19 protein-coding genes are annotated in these 18199 nt (G+C 69.9%); 16 read left to right on the top strand and 3 right to left on the bottom strand.

The window, feature by feature from the left end:
• Position 1: 1 nt before the first annotated feature.
• From ACT1U9_RS03020 to ACT1U9_RS02955, 14 genes are read left to right on the top strand one after another with little or no spacing between them, the layout of a single operon-like run.
• Positions 2 to 859 (top strand): MlaE family ABC transporter permease, encoded by an 858-nt coding sequence (locus ACT1U9_RS03020; RefSeq protein WP_444536798.1) that lies wholly within the window; start codon positions 2 to 4, stop codon positions 857 to 859.
• Positions 856 to 2172 carry an MCE family protein gene (locus ACT1U9_RS03015; protein ID WP_444536797.1) on the top strand — a complete coding sequence of 439 codons (1317 nt, stop codon included), beginning with the start codon at positions 856 to 858 and terminating at the stop codon, positions 2170 to 2172. The genes ACT1U9_RS03020 and ACT1U9_RS03015 overlap by 4 nt, the downstream gene beginning before the upstream one ends.
• Positions 2169 to 3203, top strand: coding sequence for an MCE family protein (locus tag ACT1U9_RS03010; RefSeq protein ID WP_444536796.1), 1035 nt, complete (start codon positions 2169 to 2171; stop codon positions 3201 to 3203). The genes ACT1U9_RS03015 and ACT1U9_RS03010 overlap by 4 nt, the downstream gene beginning before the upstream one ends.
• Positions 3200 to 4249 (top strand): MCE family protein, encoded by a 1050-nt coding sequence (locus ACT1U9_RS03005; protein ID WP_444536795.1) that lies wholly within the window; start codon positions 3200 to 3202, stop codon positions 4247 to 4249. The genes ACT1U9_RS03010 and ACT1U9_RS03005 overlap by 4 nt, the downstream gene beginning before the upstream one ends.
• On the top strand, positions 4249 to 5289 hold the full coding sequence (locus tag ACT1U9_RS03000) for an MCE family protein (protein WP_444536794.1): 1041 nt from the start codon (positions 4249 to 4251) through the stop codon (positions 5287 to 5289). The genes ACT1U9_RS03005 and ACT1U9_RS03000 overlap by 1 nt, the downstream gene beginning before the upstream one ends.
• Positions 5286 to 6359 carry an MCE family protein gene (locus ACT1U9_RS02995; protein ID WP_444536793.1) on the top strand — a complete coding sequence of 358 codons (1074 nt, stop codon included), beginning with the start codon at positions 5286 to 5288 and terminating at the stop codon, positions 6357 to 6359. Before ACT1U9_RS03000 ends, ACT1U9_RS02995 begins: the two co-directional genes overlap by 4 nt.
• Positions 6356 to 7588 (top strand): MCE family protein, encoded by a 1233-nt coding sequence (locus tag ACT1U9_RS02990; protein WP_444536792.1) that lies wholly within the window; start codon positions 6356 to 6358, stop codon positions 7586 to 7588. The genes ACT1U9_RS02995 and ACT1U9_RS02990 overlap by 4 nt, the downstream gene beginning before the upstream one ends.
• A gap of 4 nt (positions 7589 to 7592) precedes the next feature.
• Positions 7593 to 8108, top strand: a complete 516-nt coding sequence (locus tag ACT1U9_RS02985) for a hypothetical protein (RefSeq protein ID WP_444536791.1) — start codon at positions 7593 to 7595, stop codon at positions 8106 to 8108.
• A 7-nt stretch (positions 8109 to 8115) separates the two neighbouring features.
• Positions 8116 to 8667 carry a hypothetical protein gene (locus ACT1U9_RS02980; protein WP_444536790.1) on the top strand — a complete coding sequence of 184 codons (552 nt, stop codon included), beginning with the start codon at positions 8116 to 8118 and terminating at the stop codon, positions 8665 to 8667.
• Positions 8668 to 8686: 19 nt separating this feature from the next.
• Positions 8687 to 9247, top strand: coding sequence for a hypothetical protein (locus tag ACT1U9_RS02975; RefSeq protein WP_444536789.1), 561 nt, complete (start codon positions 8687 to 8689; stop codon positions 9245 to 9247).
• A 14-nt stretch (positions 9248 to 9261) separates the two neighbouring features.
• Positions 9262 to 9885 carry a nuclear transport factor 2 family protein gene (locus ACT1U9_RS02970; protein ID WP_444536788.1) on the top strand — a complete coding sequence of 208 codons (624 nt, stop codon included), beginning with the start codon at positions 9262 to 9264 and terminating at the stop codon, positions 9883 to 9885.
• A 5-nt stretch (positions 9886 to 9890) separates the two neighbouring features.
• On the top strand, positions 9891 to 10448 hold the full coding sequence (locus ACT1U9_RS02965) for a hypothetical protein (protein ID WP_444536787.1): 558 nt from the start codon (positions 9891 to 9893) through the stop codon (positions 10446 to 10448).
• Entirely contained in the window at positions 10438 to 11079 is a 642-nt protein-coding gene (locus ACT1U9_RS02960) for a DUF5819 family protein (protein WP_444536786.1), read from the top strand. The genes ACT1U9_RS02965 and ACT1U9_RS02960 overlap by 11 nt, the downstream gene beginning before the upstream one ends.
• Positions 11076 to 12284 carry an HTTM domain-containing protein gene (locus tag ACT1U9_RS02955; RefSeq protein ID WP_444536785.1) on the top strand — a complete coding sequence of 403 codons (1209 nt, stop codon included), beginning with the start codon at positions 11076 to 11078 and terminating at the stop codon, positions 12282 to 12284. Before ACT1U9_RS02960 ends, ACT1U9_RS02955 begins: the two co-directional genes overlap by 4 nt.
• 14 nt (positions 12285 to 12298) lie before the next feature.
• Here the strand turns inward: ACT1U9_RS02955 and ACT1U9_RS02950 are convergent, their stop codons facing one another.
• On the bottom strand, positions 12299 to 13639 hold the full coding sequence (locus ACT1U9_RS02950) for a DUF6801 domain-containing protein (protein WP_444536784.1): 1341 nt from the start codon (positions 13637 to 13639) through the stop codon (positions 12299 to 12301).
• Between the two features lie 317 nt (positions 13640 to 13956).
• Between ACT1U9_RS02950 and ACT1U9_RS02945 the strand changes: the two genes are divergently transcribed.
• Entirely contained in the window at positions 13957 to 14949 is a 993-nt protein-coding gene (locus ACT1U9_RS02945; RefSeq protein ID WP_444536783.1) for a DUF6801 domain-containing protein, read from the top strand.
• Positions 14950 to 15065: 116 nt separating this feature from the next.
• On the opposite strand, the gene ACT1U9_RS02940 is transcribed toward ACT1U9_RS02945, so the two are convergent.
• Complete coding sequence (locus ACT1U9_RS02940) at positions 15066 to 16028, bottom strand: COG1470 family protein (protein ID WP_444536782.1); 963 nt, start codon at positions 16026 to 16028, stop codon at positions 15066 to 15068.
• A 100-nt stretch (positions 16029 to 16128) separates the two neighbouring features.
• A complete protein-coding gene (locus ACT1U9_RS02935; protein ID WP_444536781.1) occupies positions 16129 to 17352 on the bottom strand; it encodes a DUF6801 domain-containing protein in 1224 nt (407 codons plus the stop codon).
• Between the two features lie 548 nt (positions 17353 to 17900).
• Between ACT1U9_RS02935 and ACT1U9_RS02930 the strand changes: the two genes are divergently transcribed.
• A complete protein-coding gene (locus ACT1U9_RS02930; RefSeq protein ID WP_444536780.1) occupies positions 17901 to 18191 on the top strand; it encodes a hypothetical protein in 291 nt (96 codons plus the stop codon).
• Positions 18192 to 18199 lie beyond the last annotated feature (8 nt).

The raw sequence follows: 18199 nt of genomic DNA, 5'->3' as shown, positions 1-18199 counted from the left end.
CATGGCGCTCCTGGACCGAGGCGGCCGCGCCGGTGGCGCTGACAAACGCGAGCCGAGCCGCCTGTTCGCCTGGCTCGACCGCCCCGGCGACGAGCTCCTCTTCTATCTGCGCGCCCTCCTCTCGATCCCGCGCGCGGTCCGCCGCTACCCCAAGGAGATCCAGCGACTGCTCGCCGAAGTCTCCTTCGGCACCGGCGGGTTGAGCGTGATCGGCGGCACGGTCGGCGTGATGATCGGCATCACCGTCTTCACCGGTACGGTCGTCGGCCTCCAGGGGTACGCGGCGCTCAGCCAGATCGGCACCGACGCTTTCACCGGCTTCGTCTCCGCGTACTTCAACACCCGCGAGATCGCCCCGCTGGTCGCCGCCCTGTCGCTGTCCACCACGGTCGGCGCGGGCTTCACCGCGCAACTCGGCGCCATGCGCATCAACGAAGAGGTGGACGCCCTGGAGAGCATGGGCGTGCGCCCGATGCCGTACCTCGTCTCCACCCGGATCGTCGCCGGTGCCGTGGCGATCGTCCCGCTGTACGGGATCGGGCTGCTGGGGTCGTATCTGGCGTCCCGGATGGTGACGATCCTCTTCAACAACCAGTCCACCGGCACCTACGACCACTACTTCGCACTCTTCCTCTCCCCGACCGACGTACTGCTGTCCTTCCTCAAGGTGCTGGTCTTCAGCGTTCTGGTGATCATGGCGCACTGCTACTACGGCTTCCGCGCGAGCGGCGGCCCGGCGGGCGTCGGGGTGGCCGTGGGCCGGTCGGTGCGGACCGCGATCGTGCTGATCAGCGTCACCGACTTCTTCCTCAGCCTGGCGTTGTGGGGCGCCACGACCACGGTGAAGGTCGCGGGATGAGCGCGCCGGTGCGGGAGCGTACGGCCGAAGTCCGCAGTGTCCGGGCGCGCCCGGCGGACCGGGTGCTCGCCCGCCGCCGCAGACTGGCCGGGCTGCTCTATCTGCTGCTTCCGCTCGCCCTTGTGTGGGTCTCGCTCGCCGTCTACCGCCATGACTTCGAGGACACCGCCCGGGTGGTCGTGGAGACCGGCTCGGTCGGCAACGAGATGCACCCGGACGCCGAGGTGAAGCTGCGGGGCGTGGTCGTAGGGCGGGTCGCGAAGATCGACACGGACGGCGACACCGCCCGGCTCACCCTCGCCATCAAGCCCGACCGGTTGCGCCGGGTGCCCTCGGACGTAACGGCCCAACTGCTCCCCACCACCCTCTTCGGCCAGCGGTACGTGGCACTCGTCCCGCCCGCACAGCCCTCGGCGCACCCCCTCGCGGCGGGCAGTGTCATCCCGCGCGACCGCAGCCACAACGCCGTCGAGCTGGAGAACGCCCTCGACAACCTGCTGCCGCTGCTCACCGCCGTCCAGCCGCAGAAGCTGTCGGCGACCCTCACCGCCGTATCGGACGCGCTGCGCGGACGCGGCGACCGGATCGGCGCGTCGATGGGGCAACTGGACGCGTATTTACGGAAGTTCAACCCCGACCTGCCCGTCCTCAACCGGGACGTCGAGGCGTTCGTGAAGGTGAGCGGTGGGTACGCGGACGCGGCGCCGGACATCGTCGACGCGTTGTACGACGCGACCACCACCAGCGCCACGCTCGCCGCCGAGCAGCGCAAACTGTCGGCCGCGTACGCGTCGGTGACCACCTCGGCGCAGAATCTGACCCCCTGGATCCGGCAGAACCGGTCCAACCTCATCCGGGTCACCGCCGCGAGCCGCCCCCCGCTCCAGATCTTCGGCCGCTACGCCCCCGCCTTCCCCTGCACCCTGCAAACCCTCGCCGACTTCGTCCCCGCGATGGACCGCGCGCTCGGCAAGGGCACCGACGAGCCCGGGCTGCACGTGGATGTACAGGTGGTCCAGGACCGGGGCGCCTACCGGCCCGGCCGCGACACCCCGAGCTACACCGCCACCGGCGGCCCGGCCTGCTACCCGGTGCCGTACGGCGGCGCGCCCGCGTCCGGCCGGGCCCCGACGGCCGCCGCCCCGCTCACGACGGTCGGCGGCGGTCTTGGCGTCGCCAACTCGCCGCAGGAGAACGCCCTGGTGAACGAGGTGCTGGCGGCGGGGAGTAAGGCGGCGCCGGGCACCCTGCCGGACTGGTCGAGCGTGCTCGCCGGGCCGCTGCTGCGGGGCACGGAGGTGAGACTGCGATGAGCCGCGCCTCCCTGACCGGGCCAATCGTCAAGTCGGCGATCTTCGTCCTGGTCACCGTGGTCGCCACCACCGTGCTCGCGCTCAGTGTCAGCAATACGGGCCTGGGCGACAAGGACGCGTACGAGGCGTGGTTCACCGACGCCACCGGACTCGTCAAGGGCGACTCGGTACGGATCGCGGGTGTCCGGGTCGGTAAGGTCGAGTCGGTCGAGATCGTCCAACGGCGGTACGCACAGGTGAAGTTCTCCGTGAACAAAGGTCGAGCGCTGCCCGCCACCAGCATCGCGTCCGTCAAATACCTCAACATGGTCGGCCAGCGCTATCTCGCCCTTGAGCGCGGCACGGGCCCGGCCGGGCAGGCGCCGCTGCGGCCCGGCGCGACGATCCCGCTGCGCCGCACCTCGCCCGCCCTCGACCTCACCCAGCTGTTCAACGGCTTCCAACCGCTGTTCCAGGGACTCTCCCCGGCCGACACCAACAAACTGGCCGGCTCGGTCGTCCAGGTGCTCCAGGGCGAGGGCCCTACGGTGGAGAGCCTGGTCGCCACCATCGGCTCGGTCACCAGCACACTCGCGGCCAAGGACGCGGTGATTGGGTCGGTCGTCGACAACCTCAACACCGTGCTGCGTACGGTCAACACCCGTGAGGCACACGTCACTTCGCTCGTCGACACCCTCGACGACCTGGTGGCCGGGCTTTCGGCGGACCGCAAACCCATCGGGCAGGCGATCAGTGCCCTGTCGTCGCTGACCACCAGCACGGCCGGGCTGCTCGACGGCGGCCGGGCGCCGCTGAAGAGCGGCATCGACCAGCTGAGCCGCGTCTCCGCCAACCTCGCCGACAACGGCACGCTCCTCGAACAGTTCCTCCAGCGCACCCCGGCCAAGATGCGGGCCCTCACCCGCATCGCCTCGTACGGCTCCTGGCTGAACCTCTACCTCTGTGAGGCCAAGGTCACCGGGGTCACCACGGACGACGGCAGCCCGGCCCCCACGGGCCTCGCCCTCAAGGACCAGAGGTGCCGACGATGACCCTTCTATGGCGATCACGAAAGCCCCGCAGACCGCTGCACGAGCGGCACCCCGTCGCCATCGCCGTCGTCGGACTGCTCACCATGACCCTGCTCGGGCTGCTGGTCTACAACGTCAAGTCCCTGCCCCTGATCGGCGGCGGCACCCACTACACCGCCGACTTCAAGGAGTCCGCCGGACTCCACCCCGGCGACGACGTGCGCGTGGCGGGGGTGAAGGTCGGCGAGGTCGACAAGGTCCGGCTCGACGGGCCGAAGGTGGCGGTGAGGTTCACCGTGAAGGACGCCTGGATCGGCGACGCCAGTACGGTCGGCATCGCCATCAAGACCCTCCTCGGCTCGAAGTACCTCGCGGTCGACCCGCGCGGCACCGCCGCCCAGGACCCCGCCCGGCGCATCCCGATCACCCGCACGACCTCGCCGTACGACGTACTCGACGCGCTCAACGGACTCGGCGAGACCGTCGGCGAGCTCGACACCAAAGCCATCGCGAAGAGCTTCGAGACCATCTCGGCCACCTTCGGGGGCACCGGGCCGGGTGTGCACAAGGCCGTCACCGGGCTCGCCGATCTGTCGCTGGCCATCGCGAGCCGCGACGAGCAGATCACGCGGCTGCTCAAGGGAACCGACCAGGTCACAGGGACGCTGGACGCCAAGAAGGACCGGCTGCGCAGCCTCCTGGAGAACGGCGGTCTGCTGCTGACGGAGGTCGGCCACCGGCGCGACGCCATCCACGGCCTGCTCACCGGCGCCCGCGACCTGAGCACCCAGCTCAGCGGGGTCGTCGCCGACAACCGCGCCCGGATCGGTCCCGCGCTCACCGCCCTCGACCACGTCACCGAGATCCTGACCAAGAACAAGGCGGGCCTCGACCGGATCCTGGCGCAGGCGGGCCCGTACTACCGCTTGGTCGGCAACACCCTCGGCAACGGCCACTGGATGGACAGCTACCTCTGCGGCCTCGTCCCGAAGACGTATGTGCCCCCGGGAGGCACACCGCCGAACGGTTGCATGCCGCCGAAGTCCGGGAAGGGAGGCGGTAGTTGATGCGAACCCTGCTGGACAGGCTCCGGGCGCGGAAGTTCCTCGCCCTCGGTATCGCCTTCGCGCTGGTCGTCACGGCCGCCGCGTCGGTTGTCACCGTACGGGCGCTGGGCGACAGCGGCGCGATGCGTATCACCGCGTACTTCGACCGCACGGTGGGTGTGCACGAAGGGTCGGATCTACGGGTGTTGGGCGTACGGGTCGGCAGCGTTGCCCATATCCACCCGGAGGGGCGGCGGGTGCGGGTCGCGCTCAGTGTGCGCAAAAGTGTGCGGGTGCCGCAGCTCGTGCGGGCCGTCGTCATCGCGCCGAGCGTCGTCTCTGGCCGGTTCGTGCAGCTCAGCCCCGCCTACAGCGGCAGTGGTCCGACCCTGCGGGACGGCGATGTGATCCCCGAGGAGCGGACCGCGACGCCGATGGAGGTGGACGAGCTCGCCAAGAGCGTCGGCGACCTCGTCACCGCCCTCGGCCCCCAGGGCGCCAACAGGAAGGGCGCGCTCTCGGACCTCATCGACACCGGCGCGAAGAATCTGCGGGGCAACGGCGACGACATCGGCCGTACGATCCAGCAGCTCGGCGGGGCCTCGAAGGTCCTCGGCGGATCGAGCGCCGACCTCGTCCGTACGGTGCGTCAACTCCAGTCGTTCGTCACGGTGTTGAAGGACAGCGACGGGACCGTACGCGCCACCGAGCAGCAGCTCGCCGATGTGACCACCTTCCTCGCGGGGGAGAAGGACGATCTCGCCGCAGCACTGCGGCAGCTCGGAACAGCCCTGGGCCAGGTCAAGACGTTCATCCGGGACAACCGGGGAGCGCTGAAGAAGGACGTCGACCGGTTGGCCGTCCTCACCCAGTCGCTCGTCGACCAACGGGCCTCCCTGGGCGAGGCGTTGGACACCCTGCCGCTTGCCGCGGCCAACCTGGAGAACGCGTACAACCCGGCGACCCGCACCATCGACGGCCGCGCCGACCTCAACGAGATCGCGGTGCTGCCGCTGCCCGCCGCCGAGACGTTCCAGCGGCAGCCCGGAGGCGGGCGATGAGGCGCGGGGTCGCGCGGGGCGGGATGGCGCTGAGTGCCGCGCTGGTCGTCACCGGTCTGGCGCTGCTGCCCGGCGGCTGCGGGGTGCCGTCGTTCCACGGCATCGAGGACCTGCCGCTGCCCGGCGGCGCCGACCTCGGCAGCCATCCGTACCGGGTGACCGCCGTCTTCAAGGACGTCACGAGTCTGTTCCCGCAGTCGGCGGTCAAGGTCAACGATGTGCCCGTCGGCCGGGTCGAGAAGATCGAGGTGAGCAGGGACGACTGGCTGGCCCGGGTCACGATGAAGGTCAACGGCAAGGTACGGCTGCCGGCCGACGCCTACGCCAATGTGGAGCAGTCCAGTCTGCTCGGCGAGAAATACGTGCAGTTGGTGGCCTCGAGGGCGGGGCGTGCGGATCCGCTGCGGGACGGCGCGGTGATCCCCGTCAGCCGTACGAACCGCAACGCCGATGTCGAGGAGGTCTTCGGCGCCCTGTCGATGCTCCTCAACGGCGGTGGGGTCCAGCAGATCAACACGATCACGAAGGAGTTGAACCGAGCGCTGGGCGGCCGGGAGCCCGCGGCCCGGTCGGTGCTCAACCAGATCGGCACGTTCACCAAGAACCTCGACGCCCACAAGAGCGACATCACGGACGCGCTGGACGGGCTGAACAAGCTGTCATCCACCGTGGCCGCCCGGGACGCCCAGGTCGGCACGGTCCTGGACGGGCTCGGCCCGGGGCTCAAGGTGCTCCGGGAGCAGCGGGGTTCGCTTGTCACCATGCTGAAGTCCCTGGACGCGCTGTCGTCCGTGGCCGTCGACACGGTCGACCGCACCAAGGACGACATCGTCGCCGACCTGCGCGCACTCGCGCCCACCCTCAAGGGCCTGGCCGACGCGGGACGCAACCTGCCCGCCTCGCTCCAGGTGCTGATGACGTACCCGTTCACGGACGAGGTGCTGACGGGCGTCAAGGGGGACTACCTCAACGTTTATCTGAAGGTCGCGGCCGCGCCGGGAACCATGGTCCGGCCTGCGGGCGGCGCGCTGCCGCTGCCGTCCGTCCCGCAGGAAGGCGGCGCCCGGTGATCACCCTCGGCACCCACCTCAAGAACCTCGCCTTCCTGCTGCTAGGGGCGCTGGTGCTCGGCTATATCGGTGTGAAGTACGCGGACCTGGGACGGTTTGTCGGCGCGCCGGGCTCATACACCGTACGCGTCGAACTCGCCGAGACCGGCGGGCTGTTCACCGGCTCCGGGGTCACCTACCGGGGTGTGGACGTGGGCCGGGTGCGGAGCATCGGGCTCACCGAGGACGGGGTGGAGGCGCGGCTCGCCATCAAGAAGGGCACCGCGCCGATCCCCGCCGATCTGGAGGCGAAGGTGGCCGGGCTTTCCGCGGTCGGCGAGCAGTACATCGACCTGGCGCCGCGCACCGACAAGGGCCCGTTCCTCGGCGACGGCTCGATCGTGCCCCGCACGCGGACCAGCACACCCGCTCCGATCACCCGACTCCTCACCGGGATCAACGACTTGGCGGCCTCGGTGCCCACCGACGAGCTGCGCACGGCGGTCGACGAACTCGGCCGGGCCTTCGCCAACCAGGGCTCCAACCTCCAGGTGCTCCTCGACACGGGCAGCCAGTTCATCAACGCCGCCGACCAGGCGCTCCCCGCCACCACCCAGCTGCTCGTAGACGGCGAGACCGTGCTCCGGACGCAGGCCGACAGCACCAAGGCGCTCACGTCCTTCGCCACGGGGGCGCGGAAGATCGCCCGACAGCTCAAGGACTCCGACTCGGATCTACGCCGGGTCATCGAGCGAACCCCGGAGGCCGCTGATGAGTTCACTTCGCTGCTGCGGGACACCGACCCCGGTCTGAGCGTGCTCCTCGCCAATCTGACTACGACCTCGGAGCTCCTGGTCACCCGGCAGCACGGCTTGGAGGAGCTGATGGTGCGGCTGCCCCGGGTGGCGGCGGCGGGTTCCACGGCGGTCGGTCCGGGTGGTGCCGCCTTCGGCATGGTCACCACCTTCTTCAAACCATTGCCGTGTACGGCTGGATACGAAGGCACGGTATATCGCAACGGCCTTGATACGTCTGGGGGTTCGGCGCTGAACTCGGCGGCTCGGTGTGCGGCGCCGCCGGGCAGTGGCCAGAACGTGCGCGGGTCGGGCAATGCGCCCAGGGGGTCGATTCCGGTGCCCGCCGTGCCGGGCTCCTCGACGGGTGTCGGCGTGGCACCGGTGCTGGGCGCGCCCTCCATCCCGTCGCGGAGTCCGGTGGATCTCGCCGGGCTGCTCGGGCTCAGGGGGTGACCGAATGACACGAAGACGGACGATCGTGCTGGTCGGACTGGTGCTCGCCATCGCCCTGTGCGGTGTCTCCGCCTGGACGTACGTACGGGCGCGCGGTGATGACGACCTGGCGTACGCCAAGAGCCGGGACGCGGTGCTGGCCGTCGGGCGGACGTATGTCGCCAGGCTGAACTCGATCGACGACCGGGATGTCGACAAGGGTCTCGACGGCTGGCTCGACGCGACCACCGGCCCGCTCCGGGACGAGCTGCGGAGCACCCGGGCCAAGGGCGCCGACGTACTGAAGGAACAGGGCGCCACCACAAGCGCCGAGGTCACCGACGCCGCCGTCACTCAGCTCGACGACCGCGCGGGCACCGCCCGCCTGATCGCGACCGTACGCATCGAGGCCCGGCCGCGTACCGGCGCGCCGACCACCGACCGCAAGCGCTTCGAGGCGGGACTCGTCCGGACGGGCGGCGGCTGGAAGCTGACCTCGCTGACGGCGGTTGCGGTCACGGTTACACCGGGGGCGGGGTGAGGGGCGTATGACAGCGACTGAAGAGGCAGCTTCCGCCGTCGAGGAACCGGTCGCCCTCCGTAGGCGGCTGCGGCGCTTCCTGCTGCCGTCGCTGATCGCGGCTCTGGTGGCGGTGAGTGCCGTACTCCTCTTGCTGGACCGGGAGTTGAAGGATTCCCCGGCCGCCTCGAACCGCGCGCTTACCGACGGCGCCGCCACCAGCGAGGTCCTGGATGAGGTGAGCACCGCCGTGGGGCGGGTCTTCACGTATGACCCGGCGACGCTCGCCCGTACCCGTCAGGACGCGCGTTCGCTGCTGGCGGGGCAGGCGGCCAAGGAGTACGACGGGCTGTTCGCGCAGGTGCAACAGCGTGTCGGGGAACAGCGGTTGGCGCTCACCACGCGTGTCGCACGGGCCGGGGTGCGCGCGCTCACCGCGTCCCGCGCCGAGCTGCTGCTCTTCCTCGACCAGACCAGCGAGCGGCGCGGCCAGAAGGCCACCACGGTCGCCGCGCAGCTCTCGGTGACCGCCGAACTCGACGGCGGGCACTGGCGGATCACCGCGATCAAGGCCCGATAGGGCGGGTGGGGAGGTTCCCATGGCACGTATGGCGATGGCGGCGCGCGGACGGCCGTCGCTCACGGCGGTCGCGCTCCTGGCGGCCGCGTTGGCGATGGCGTGCGCCGTCTGGACGGGCGGCTCCTGGTACGCGTCGGCGCACGACGAGCAGGCCGCGTTCGCGCGTACCCGCGACGCGGCGCTCCAGGCGGGAGAGCAGGCCGTACAGAACATGAACACCCTCGATTACGGCGATCTGACGCGCGGCCTCGACGTATGGGAGCAGTCCGCCACCGGTGATCTGCTCAGTGAACTCAAGGGCAGCAGAACGCAGTTCGAGCAGCAGGTCCGGGATGCCAAGACGGCGACCACGGCCAAAGTGCTCTCCGGGGCGGTCACCGAGCTCGACGAACGGGCCGGGCGGGCTCGGGTGATGGTCGCGATCCGGATCACCGTCGTGACGGCGGACAAGAAGAGCAGCACCAAGGACAGCCGGATGCTGGGCGAGCTGACCCGTACCTCGGAGGGCTGGAAGCTCAGCCGGCTCGGCCAGGCGCCGGTCGGCGACGCCACGGCACCGTCCACCCCCAGCGGCAGCTGACCCCGGAGGCCCCGATGTCGACCACTCGCCATCTCGTCAACCGGCAGCGCCGCCTGGCGGCCGCACGTCTGCCGGTCGAGCGTCGGCCCCTGCCCGTCAAGCGTCGCCCCGCACCCGCCAGGCCGCTCCTGCGACCGCTGCTGCTCGCCGTACTGACCGTGGCGCTTGCCGCCTTCTCCCTCGTGGCGTACGTCCAGGGCGCGGACCGGCGGGCGGACTCCGCCGGGCACAACACGGCGCTGGCCGACACCGCCCGTACGAGCGAGGTCAAGGGTGTTGTCGACGAAGCCGTGCAGGGGATCTTCTCGTACGACCACACGAACCCGGCCAAAAGCGAGACCGCGGCGAAGACCGCACTCACCGGTGCGGCCGTCGAGCAGTACCGGGCGATGATCGCGCCCGTCCGGGAGCAGGGACCACGGCAGAAGCTCGTGCTCACCACGACGGTCACCGACAGCGGCGTGGAGGTCGTCGACGGAGACCGGGCGCGGGCCTTGGTCTTCGCCGACCAGAGCAGCACCCGGACCGGCAAGGGCGGCGGCACCACGGTCGCAGCCGCGATGTTCGCGGTCGATGCGGTGCGCCGGGACGGCACCTGGCGGATCGCGTCCATCGACACCTTCAGCCGGGAGCGGTGAGAGACGTGGCTCTGCGACGTACGGCACTGGGCTCGCTGGTGGTGGCCGTCGGCCTGATGGCCACCGGCTGCGGATCCTCGTCCCAGCCGCCGCCCGAGGTGGACTGGGCCGCCGGGGTCTGCCAACACCTCACGGACACCGGTGCCCGGCTCGCCGTACCCACGGTGGACCGGACGCAGCCGGTACGGACCCAGCGGCAGATGGTCACGTTCCTCACCGCGCTCTCCGACCGGCTCGGGGCGCTGCGGACGGCCATGGGCAAGGACGGGGCGCCGCCGGTGGACGGTGGAGCCGCCGCGTTGGGGAAGGCCCTAGCCCATCTCGACAAGGCCCGTGCGTCGGTCGGGGACGCGGCGGCCACGCTCTCCCGCGCGAAGGTCACGGACCAGGAGTCGCTGAACTCGGCCCTGGACGCGGCGGGCACGTCGCTGCGCGCGGTGGGCGCGTACAAGGGCCCGGCGGACGATCTGCGTGCGGATCCGAAGCTGAAGGCGGCGTTCGACGAGAGTCCGGGGTGTGCGGCGGCCGACAGCGTGGCACAGGGAGCGGGCGATGGTTCCTGACTCCGGCCCCCTGTCGAGGGGGCAGCGCGCGGCCGTCCTCGTCGCGGCGGCCGCCGTCGCCGTGGGCCTCCTCGTCCACACCGGCGCGACCTTCCTCTACCTCGCCCCGCACAACGCGGCCACCGACTCCCTCGGCACCGGGCTCAACAGCTACATGGCGCCGGAGTTCGTCCAGAGCTGGCAGCTCTTCGCGCCGGAGATCACCCGAACCACGACGGCCGTCGCCGCCCGTGTCGAGCTGCGGTTGGCGGACGGTACGACCCGTGTCGGCGGCTGGCAGGACCTGACCGCCCAGGATCTCGCGGAGCTGCACGGCAACCCGCTGCCGAGCCGCATCCGGCAGCAACTGGCCACTGCCTGGGCCGCATTGCTCGCCTCGCACGACGCCGAACAGCGGCCCATCGGCCTACGCGGCCTCGACAGCGAGCAGTACCTCAAGCGCCTCGCGCTGTCCCGGCTGCCCGCGACCCCGAAGGGTGCGCACGTCGTACGTATCCAGTTCCGCTCGACCGACACCACCGTCGCACCGCCACCGTGGAAGCGGAGCGGACCCGCCGCCGCTCCGGTCGTGCGGACGTATCCGTGGTGGTTGGTGGGTGCGGAGGACTTCGCGGAGGGGCGTACGTTGTGACAGAACAACATACGTATGTACGTGGGAAGTTGACGCTTGACGGGGTGCTGGCGCGGGCGTGTGACGCGCGGATGTGGGCGTATCAGAGCGCGGCCGTACGGATCGGGACGGGTGGGGTATGGCTGCTGCTCCTGGTCCATGAGTTCCCGCGTCGCGAGCGGATGTGGGGGCCGGACGCCCCCTGGAGTTGGCGGCTCGCCGAGCACTCGCTGGATCAGAGCCATGCCTTCAGTGTGCTGCGCTGGTCGGGCGGCCAGGTGTGGTTCGAGGTGTTCTATCTGCTCTCGGCGGCGGTCGCGGCGGCGCTGCTGGTCGGCTGGCGCACCCGTACGACGTCGCTGCTGTTCGTCATCAGCGTCCTGTCGCTCGACCACCGCAATGAGAACGTACTGAACGCGGGCGACACCATCTTCCGTATCACCGCGATCTACTTGGCCTTCACGCGATGCGGTGAGGTGTGGTCACTGGATGCGCGGCGGCGTGAGCGGCGGCAAGATCGTACGGGCGTGATCCTCTGGTCCCTCTGGGGCCTTGTCCTCGCGTGGGCCACGCTCGCCGCTCAGCTCACCGGTGGCTGGGCGTTGCTGCTGTGGGGGTGCTGGGTGGGCCAGGCGGTGTGGCGCGGGCTGCGGGCGCGCTCGGATGTGCGCCGCACGCTGGAGCTCGTCGGGCATCTGCTGCACAACGGCGCGGTGTTGATGCTGATGATCCAGGTCTGCCTGCTGTACGCGTCGGCCGGCTGGTACAAGATCCAGGGTGCGTCCTGGCAGGACGGCACGGCGGTGTACTGGTCGGCGGGGCTCGACTGGCTGGAACCGTATCCCGCGCTCTCCCATGCCCTCACCTCGCACCCCCTGATCGTTCTGGCGCTGACTTACGGGACGGTGCTGGTCCAAGTCGCCTTCCCGTTCAGCGTCCTGGACCGGCGGGCCAAGAACGTCCTGCTGGCGCTCCTGTTCGCCGAGCACATCGGCATCGGGCTGCTGCTCGGCCTGCCGTACTTCTCGCTCTCGATGATCGTGGCCGACCTGGTGTTCCTGCCGACGGGGTTCCTGCGCGGGGTGGGGGCGCGGGTGGTGGGGCTGCGGGTGCGGCTGATGGCGGCGCTTGCCGTGCGGAGGGCGACGAGCGGCCGGCTCCCGACGCCCGGGGCGCGGGAACCGGCCGATGAATCCGACGCGGCGGGTCAGGTCAGTCCGTCGTAGGCCTTGTGGTTGTGTCAGCCCTTCTTGGCCAGCGTCATGTCGATGGCGTTGCCGGGCCCGGCGGTGAACGCGCTCAGGATGTCGTTGAACGCGCCGCAGTTCTTGAGCGCGGGCAGGGTGTACACACCCTTGAGTTTGCCGCCGCCCAGCGGGTCGAACCTGCCGTCCGATGTCAGGTTGATGTTGGCAGGGGTCCCGGTCCCGCAGTTCGCGCCGCCGCCCAGCGGGATGCCGAAGATCGCGATCTCGGGGAGCTTCACGTTCATACGGGACTTGGCGGTGAGGTCACCTGCGGTGCTGAGCGTGCCGGTCGTCCGTTCCACCTGCTGGAACTCGATCTTCGCGGTCGCGGGGAGGAAGCCGAGGATCGAGAACTTGCCGGTGGTCGGGTCGAGCGTCAGGTCCGCCTTGTACGAGCCGGACGCGAGGTCGAAGTCGGCCTCGATGCCCCCGCCGAGCGCCGCGGTTCCGTTGGCGGCCTTGATGGAGGAGCTGCCGGTGAGGCCGTAGCTGAGGTGGATGGGTGGGTTGGGGTTGGTCGGGTTGGTTGGGTTGGTCGGGTTGGTGGGACTGGTTGGGTTCGTAGGGTTCGTAGGGTTTGTTGGACTGGTGGGGTTTGTGGGATTAGTGGGGTTGGTCGGGCTCGTTGGGTTCGTCGGGCTGGTGGGGTTGGTTGGATTCGTTGGGCTCGTCGGGTTGGTTGGATTCGTGGGGTTGTTGTCCACGACCTTAAAGCGGTGCAGGGTCTTGTCGGTCGACGTCAGGGTGCAGGCGGCGTCGAAGGTGTCCTTGCCCGTGACCAGCTGAACCGGCTTGCCGTTGGCGTCCCGCGCGATCATGTCGTGCAGGGAGATGTTGTTGACGTCGATGCTGCCGTCGCCAACCTGGTCGAAGGTGAGCGAGGGGGCGTGCCCCGTGGCGACGACGGTGAAGTCGGCCGGCGGGCTGGGGATGTTGCCCTTGGCCACGTCGTTCTCGACCTTGATGCCGGAAAGCGGTCCGGACGGGGTGTTCACCGTGACGTCGGCGGTCGCCTTGCCCTCCAGCGTCTTCGCGCCGACCAGTCCGAGGCCCTGTGCGGCGCGGGAGCTCACCAGGGTGTCGGAGGTGATCTCGAAGGCCGGGGTCGCCTGGCCCTTCTGGATCTCGGCCGGGATGTCCGCCGTGATGGTGATCTTTATCGGGTCGGCGTTGATCAGCGGGAAGACGCACGAGTAGTCCTGAACCAGCTTGGCCGGTACGGCCGTTGCGGTCCCGGTCGCGGTGACGGACACCACGGCGGCGACCACGCCGGTGGCGGTGACGACGGCCAGTGTGGGCAGGGCCCTCCTGGACCGCTTTCTCTGAATTCCCATGAGCTGCCTCTCGCGTTGCGTGGTACGGGCGCGAACGGATGCGGGGCCCCCGGGTGCAACGGGAGCGATACTCTCGTCTTTCGGCTGGGGAAACTACTGGGGAGTAAGGTGGGGGTCAAGGCCAAATTCTCCATCGAGCGGCAAGGAATGGGGAATTGGCATCGTGGGACGAATCAGTCGGTCTTTTTCCGTCGCCGCGTGCGTATTCCTTCCGGCCTGCCGACCCGATTCGGCCGTTACGCGCAACGACTGTTGACCGCCCTCCATCCCTTCAGTACGTTCCCGGGGATATGGGAGTTCCTGAATGCGGGACGAGGGTGAAACGCGTACGCGGCGGTTCCGCCGCGCTGGTGGTCGCGGGAGTCGCCGGTGTCACGGGTGCCGTGCTTCTGACCTGCGGAACGGGACGCGCGGTCGCCGTGGAGGCGAAGCTTTCGCAGACGTACGAGTGCAAGTTCCCGCTGATCGGGGCTGATTCGCTGAAGGTCGCGATCAGCGCCGATCTGCCCGCCTCGATTCCGGTCAACACACAGACGGGCGCGATAAAGATCGACGCATTGTCCACGGTGAGCGCGCGGGCGGCGCAGGGGCTGGGCCTGGTGGGCGCGAAGACCGTGGAGGGGGTCGCGTCCGCGAGCGCCACGGTGAATCTGCCGGGCGGGGAACAGCTCGACGTCGGCATCGACAACACCGTCGAAAAGGCCAATGTGCCTAGCCCGCCGAAGGATTTCGAGGTCAAGGCGTCGGGCTCGGCCCCTTCGCTCTCGTTCCGCCGGCCCGGGGCGGCCACCATCGACGTCAACAGCATCACGCTGAAACTCACGGCCCGGGACGCGGCGGGCAAGGTCGTTCAACTCCCGCCCTTCGGCGACGTGTTCGAGGCGCCGTGCACGCTCAAGCCGACCGACCAGAACAAGACACTGCACCGGTTCACCATCACCGGCGCCGACCCGACGGGCCCGACACCCTCCTCACCGACGCCCTCGGGACCCACATCGACCCCCACCACGACGGCCGGCCCCACCCCATCGGGCCCGACCCCGTCCGGCCCGGGCGGCACCCCGAGCTCCGGCACCACGGGTACGCCCACCGCGCCCGGCGCGGGCACGACGGGTGGTGGCAGCGGGGGCACTGACCTGACCACCCATGTCAACGGTCCCGGTGACACTCCGGGTGGTGGTCACGGCAGCCTCGCCGGTACCGGAGTCACCACCGTTGGCGCGCTGCTCACCGGCGCGGGGCTGCTCGGCGCGGCGGGAATCGCGGCCGCGCACTATCTGCCTCGCCGCATCCGGGGCGATGCCGACTGATCGCTCCGCTGGACGGGCGGACATTCGGCTGCGGACCGTCTGTGGCTGGTCGCGCAGTTCCCCGCGCCCCTAAAAAAAAGGGGGCGCGGAACCGCATCGGCATCCCACAACGCCGCTCAGCCCGCTCGACCAGCCCCCCGCCGCCGCAGCACCACCCACACCACGCCCCCCACCATCACAAGCCCGGCCAACGCCACAACCGTCCAGTTCACCGTCGCGTACTCGACCTCCGCGCTCTCCACCAGATTCCCGGCCGTGTCGCTGGCGGTGACCTCCACGTTGCCCCAGTCCAGCAACGGCGGGCTCACCCACTTCTGGGTGACCTCGACGCGCTGGCCCGGCAGCAGTTCGGCGGGCAGCCGTCGCCCCGGCGGCTCGAAGGACGTACGCCCGAACGCCCCCTTCGCCCGCAGGCTCACCTGCGGTGACAGCATCACGTTGCCGCTGTTGACCAGCGCGTACGAGATGGTCGCCGCGCGTTTCGCGCCGGGGACGAGCGGGGCGGTGTAGCGGAACCGTACGTTCTCGATGCGCAGCCGCTGCACGCGTGCGCCGTTGACGTTCAGATAGACGCGGGCCCCGACGGCCTGCTGGACCGCGACCCCGTTGCCGCCCGACGCGCCGAGGTGGGGGTCGAGGGCGACGATCGCGCCCGGGTGGTCGCCCGGTTCGGCGTCCTTGGGCACGGTGAGGGTGAAGGGGACGGTGACCTCGCCGCCCGCCGCGATGGTCACCTCGGAGCGGTCGAGCCGCGTCCACGCGCCGACGCCGCTCATCCGCTCGTTCCTGCCGCGCACCGCGAATCCGCCGTCGCGCGGGGTGTTGTAGCCGTCCGTCCCGTACAGCTGGAAGGTCGTCTCGCGGGCGCCGAGGTTCTTGACCGTCACCTGGTCGCGCACGGTCGCGCCCCGGTCGGCCGTCATACGGAAGTACGCCCGGGGCTGCGCGTTCTTCGCGCCCTGTGCGACCGGGAAGACGGACCAGCGCCCGTTGTCGGCGGCCCGCGCGGAGGCGCTGGGCAGCGCGGCGAACGCGCACACCGCGAGCAGACCGAGGACGACGAGGAAGGCGTGTCTCACGTGCGGTTGTCTCATACGTGTCTCACCGCCGGTGGAAGGGGAGTCGGGGACGGGAGAGGGGCCGGTCGCCGTGCGCGACCGGCCCAGGAGGGGGCGTGACTCACGTCAGGGTCAGCGTGAGCACGGCCTTGTAGTCGCCCGCCGCCGCGGTCGCGGGGATATTGAGGGAAAGACCGCTGTCCACGGCGAACTGGCCCCCGGTCGCCGCCGCGTCCGGAGCGCTGGCCAGCGTCGCGCCGACGGTCCCGACGGAGCCCTCGGAACCCGCCACGCAGTTGCTCTTGGAGCCGGGCGCCGACACACAGGCGGGCTTCCAGCTCAGCTTGTCCGCGCCGATCGAACCGGCCGTACCGGTGAAGTCGCTGACCTTGCCGGTGAGCGACCAGCCGGTGGCGCCGTTGCGGGCGTCCTTGACGGTGACCGTCTGCAGATTGCCGCTGGAGACGCCGCCCACACCCTGGTTCACCGAGGACAGGGCCACGCTGTCACCGGGCTGGCTCATGGAGAGCGTCCCGGCCACGGCCTTGACCTGCGTACTCAGGTTCTGCTGAGCGGTCGAACCGCCAGGCGAGGTCGGGTTGGTGGGGGTCGTGGGGTTTGTTGGGTTGGTCGGATTGGTGGGGTTGGTTGGGTTCGTAGGGTTGGTGGGATTCGTTGGGTTGGTCGGGTTGGTCGGGTTCGTGGGGTTCTTCGGTACGACCTTGAAGGCCGCCAGGATCTTGTTCGTCGACTTCAGCGTGCAGGGCGCGTCGAAGGTGTCCTTGCCCGTGACCAGTTGGATCGGCTTGCCGTTGGCGTCGCGCACGATCATGTCGTGCAGGTTGATGCCGTCCACCTCGATGCGCGCGTCGCCGGGTGTGTTGAAGGTGAGGGACGGGGCGTTGCCCGTGGCGTTGACGGTGAAGTCGGCCGGTGGGCTGGGGATGTTGGTCTTCGCGACCGTGTTCTCGACACCGATCCCGGAGAGCGGCCCGTCCGGTGTGTAGACGGTGACACTCGCCGTCGCCTTTCCTTCCAGCGTCTTGCCGCCGACGAGCCCGAGCCCCTGCGCCGCGCGCGAGCTGACCTTCGTGGCCGCGTTGACCGCGAACGCCGGCGACGGCGTTCCCGCCTCGATCTGGCTCGGAATGTCGGCCGTGATCGTCGCCTCGATCGGGTCATTGCTGATCAGCGGAAATACACAGTCGTACTGCTGAACAAGCTTTGCGGGGTCCGCCTGTGCGGTACCGGCGCCCGCGAAGCCGAGCAGCCCCGCGACGACGCCTCCGGCTGCGGCGGCGGCCAGCACGGATCGCGCCCCGGCCTTTCTCTCCAAAGCTCCCATGAGCCACCTCTCGTGTTGTACGGACAGTGCGGAACTGGCGCGAACACTTGGGCCTGAGGGTGTGTGAAGGGCGGAAAGTTCCGCGTTTCGGATGCGTAAACTACTTGCGAGTAGGTGGTCGGTCAAGGTGTGGATATGCAAGGCTGTCGAAGGGTTCGGGGAATCTCTTCTTCTTGTCACTGCGATGAGTGCTGCCACCGTATTTCTTGTCTCTGCCGTACAAATTTCGCGAGCGCGCGGCCCGCCAACCTCCTTGCCCGACCGTCGAATTCGAGAATTCACGCGCACGTAATTCGCCATTGTGTGGGAGTTTCGCGCTCGGCGGGATCGTCCCGGGCGGCACGGCCCGCGTCGGGCGCCGCCTCGCTGTCCGATACACCGAAATCGACCATCGACACCTCATTGCAACATGACGAAGTGTCAGATATGACGAGTCGTCAGGGAGGCGACGCACCCATGGGAGAGCGAGGCAGCGCGAAGGCCCGGCGGCGGCTCACTGATACCCACCCGCTCCCCGCCGCCAGGCGCCCTGGCAGCTGTCCCTCCCGATGGGTATGGTCGGCTCCGGCCATCCGGCGGATGGCCACGTCTACGCGCATGGCAGCACGCCCGCACCGGCCACCGGACCGACCGCCGGACCGGCCGCGGGCGACCCCTCCCCGTCCCGCACCGCCCAGCCCGAGCCCCAGACCCACAGCACTTCCAGGCAACGGTACGAGTACCGCCCCGGCGGCCAGTCGTCGTGGCAGCCAGGCCTCCGGCTGCCCGACGGGCACGCCGTCCCCCAGTACGCCCGGCTCGCCGTCGCCACCACCCCCCTCATCTCCCCACCGGTCTGATTCGGAGT

The sequence above is a fragment of the Streptomyces sp. BR1 genome, from assembly GCF_052373795.1.
Classification (GTDB): domain Bacteria; phylum Actinomycetota; class Actinomycetes; order Streptomycetales; family Streptomycetaceae; genus Streptomyces.
This window is presented reverse-complemented; position numbering and strand designations above follow the sequence as displayed.

Bases quoted from the DNA above. Each gene is read 5' to 3' on its own strand.
- ACT1U9_RS03020 (WP_444536798.1), top strand. From the start codon at position 2: ATGGCGCTCCTGGACCGAGGCGGCCGCGCCGGTGGCGCTGACAAACGC.
- ACT1U9_RS03015 (WP_444536797.1), top strand. From the start codon at position 856: ATGAGCGCGCCGGTGCGGGAGCGTACGGCCGAAGTCCGCAGTGTCCGG.
- ACT1U9_RS03010 (WP_444536796.1), top strand. From the start codon at position 2,169: ATGAGCCGCGCCTCCCTGACCGGGCCAATCGTCAAGTCGGCGATCTTC.
- ACT1U9_RS03005 (WP_444536795.1), top strand. From the start codon at position 3,200: ATGACCCTTCTATGGCGATCACGAAAGCCCCGCAGACCGCTGCACGAG.
- ACT1U9_RS03000 (WP_444536794.1), top strand. From the start codon at position 4,249: ATGCGAACCCTGCTGGACAGGCTCCGGGCGCGGAAGTTCCTCGCCCTC.
- ACT1U9_RS02995 (WP_444536793.1), top strand. From the start codon at position 5,286: ATGAGGCGCGGGGTCGCGCGGGGCGGGATGGCGCTGAGTGCCGCGCTG.
- ACT1U9_RS02985 (WP_444536791.1), top strand. From the start codon at position 7,593: ATGACACGAAGACGGACGATCGTGCTGGTCGGACTGGTGCTCGCCATC.
- ACT1U9_RS02980 (WP_444536790.1), top strand. From the start codon at position 8,116: ATGACAGCGACTGAAGAGGCAGCTTCCGCCGTCGAGGAACCGGTCGCC.
- ACT1U9_RS02975 (WP_444536789.1), top strand. From the start codon at position 8,687: ATGGCACGTATGGCGATGGCGGCGCGCGGACGGCCGTCGCTCACGGCG.
- ACT1U9_RS02970 (WP_444536788.1), top strand. From the start codon at position 9,262: ATGTCGACCACTCGCCATCTCGTCAACCGGCAGCGCCGCCTGGCGGCC.
- ACT1U9_RS02960 (WP_444536786.1), top strand. From the start codon at position 10,438: ATGGTTCCTGACTCCGGCCCCCTGTCGAGGGGGCAGCGCGCGGCCGTC.
- ACT1U9_RS02950 (WP_444536784.1), bottom strand. From the start codon at position 13,639: ATGGGAATTCAGAGAAAGCGGTCCAGGAGGGCCCTGCCCACACTGGCC.
- ACT1U9_RS02935 (WP_444536781.1), bottom strand. From the start codon at position 17,352: ATGGGAGCTTTGGAGAGAAAGGCCGGGGCGCGATCCGTGCTGGCCGCC.
- ACT1U9_RS02930 (WP_444536780.1), top strand. From the start codon at position 17,901: ATGGGTATGGTCGGCTCCGGCCATCCGGCGGATGGCCACGTCTACGCG.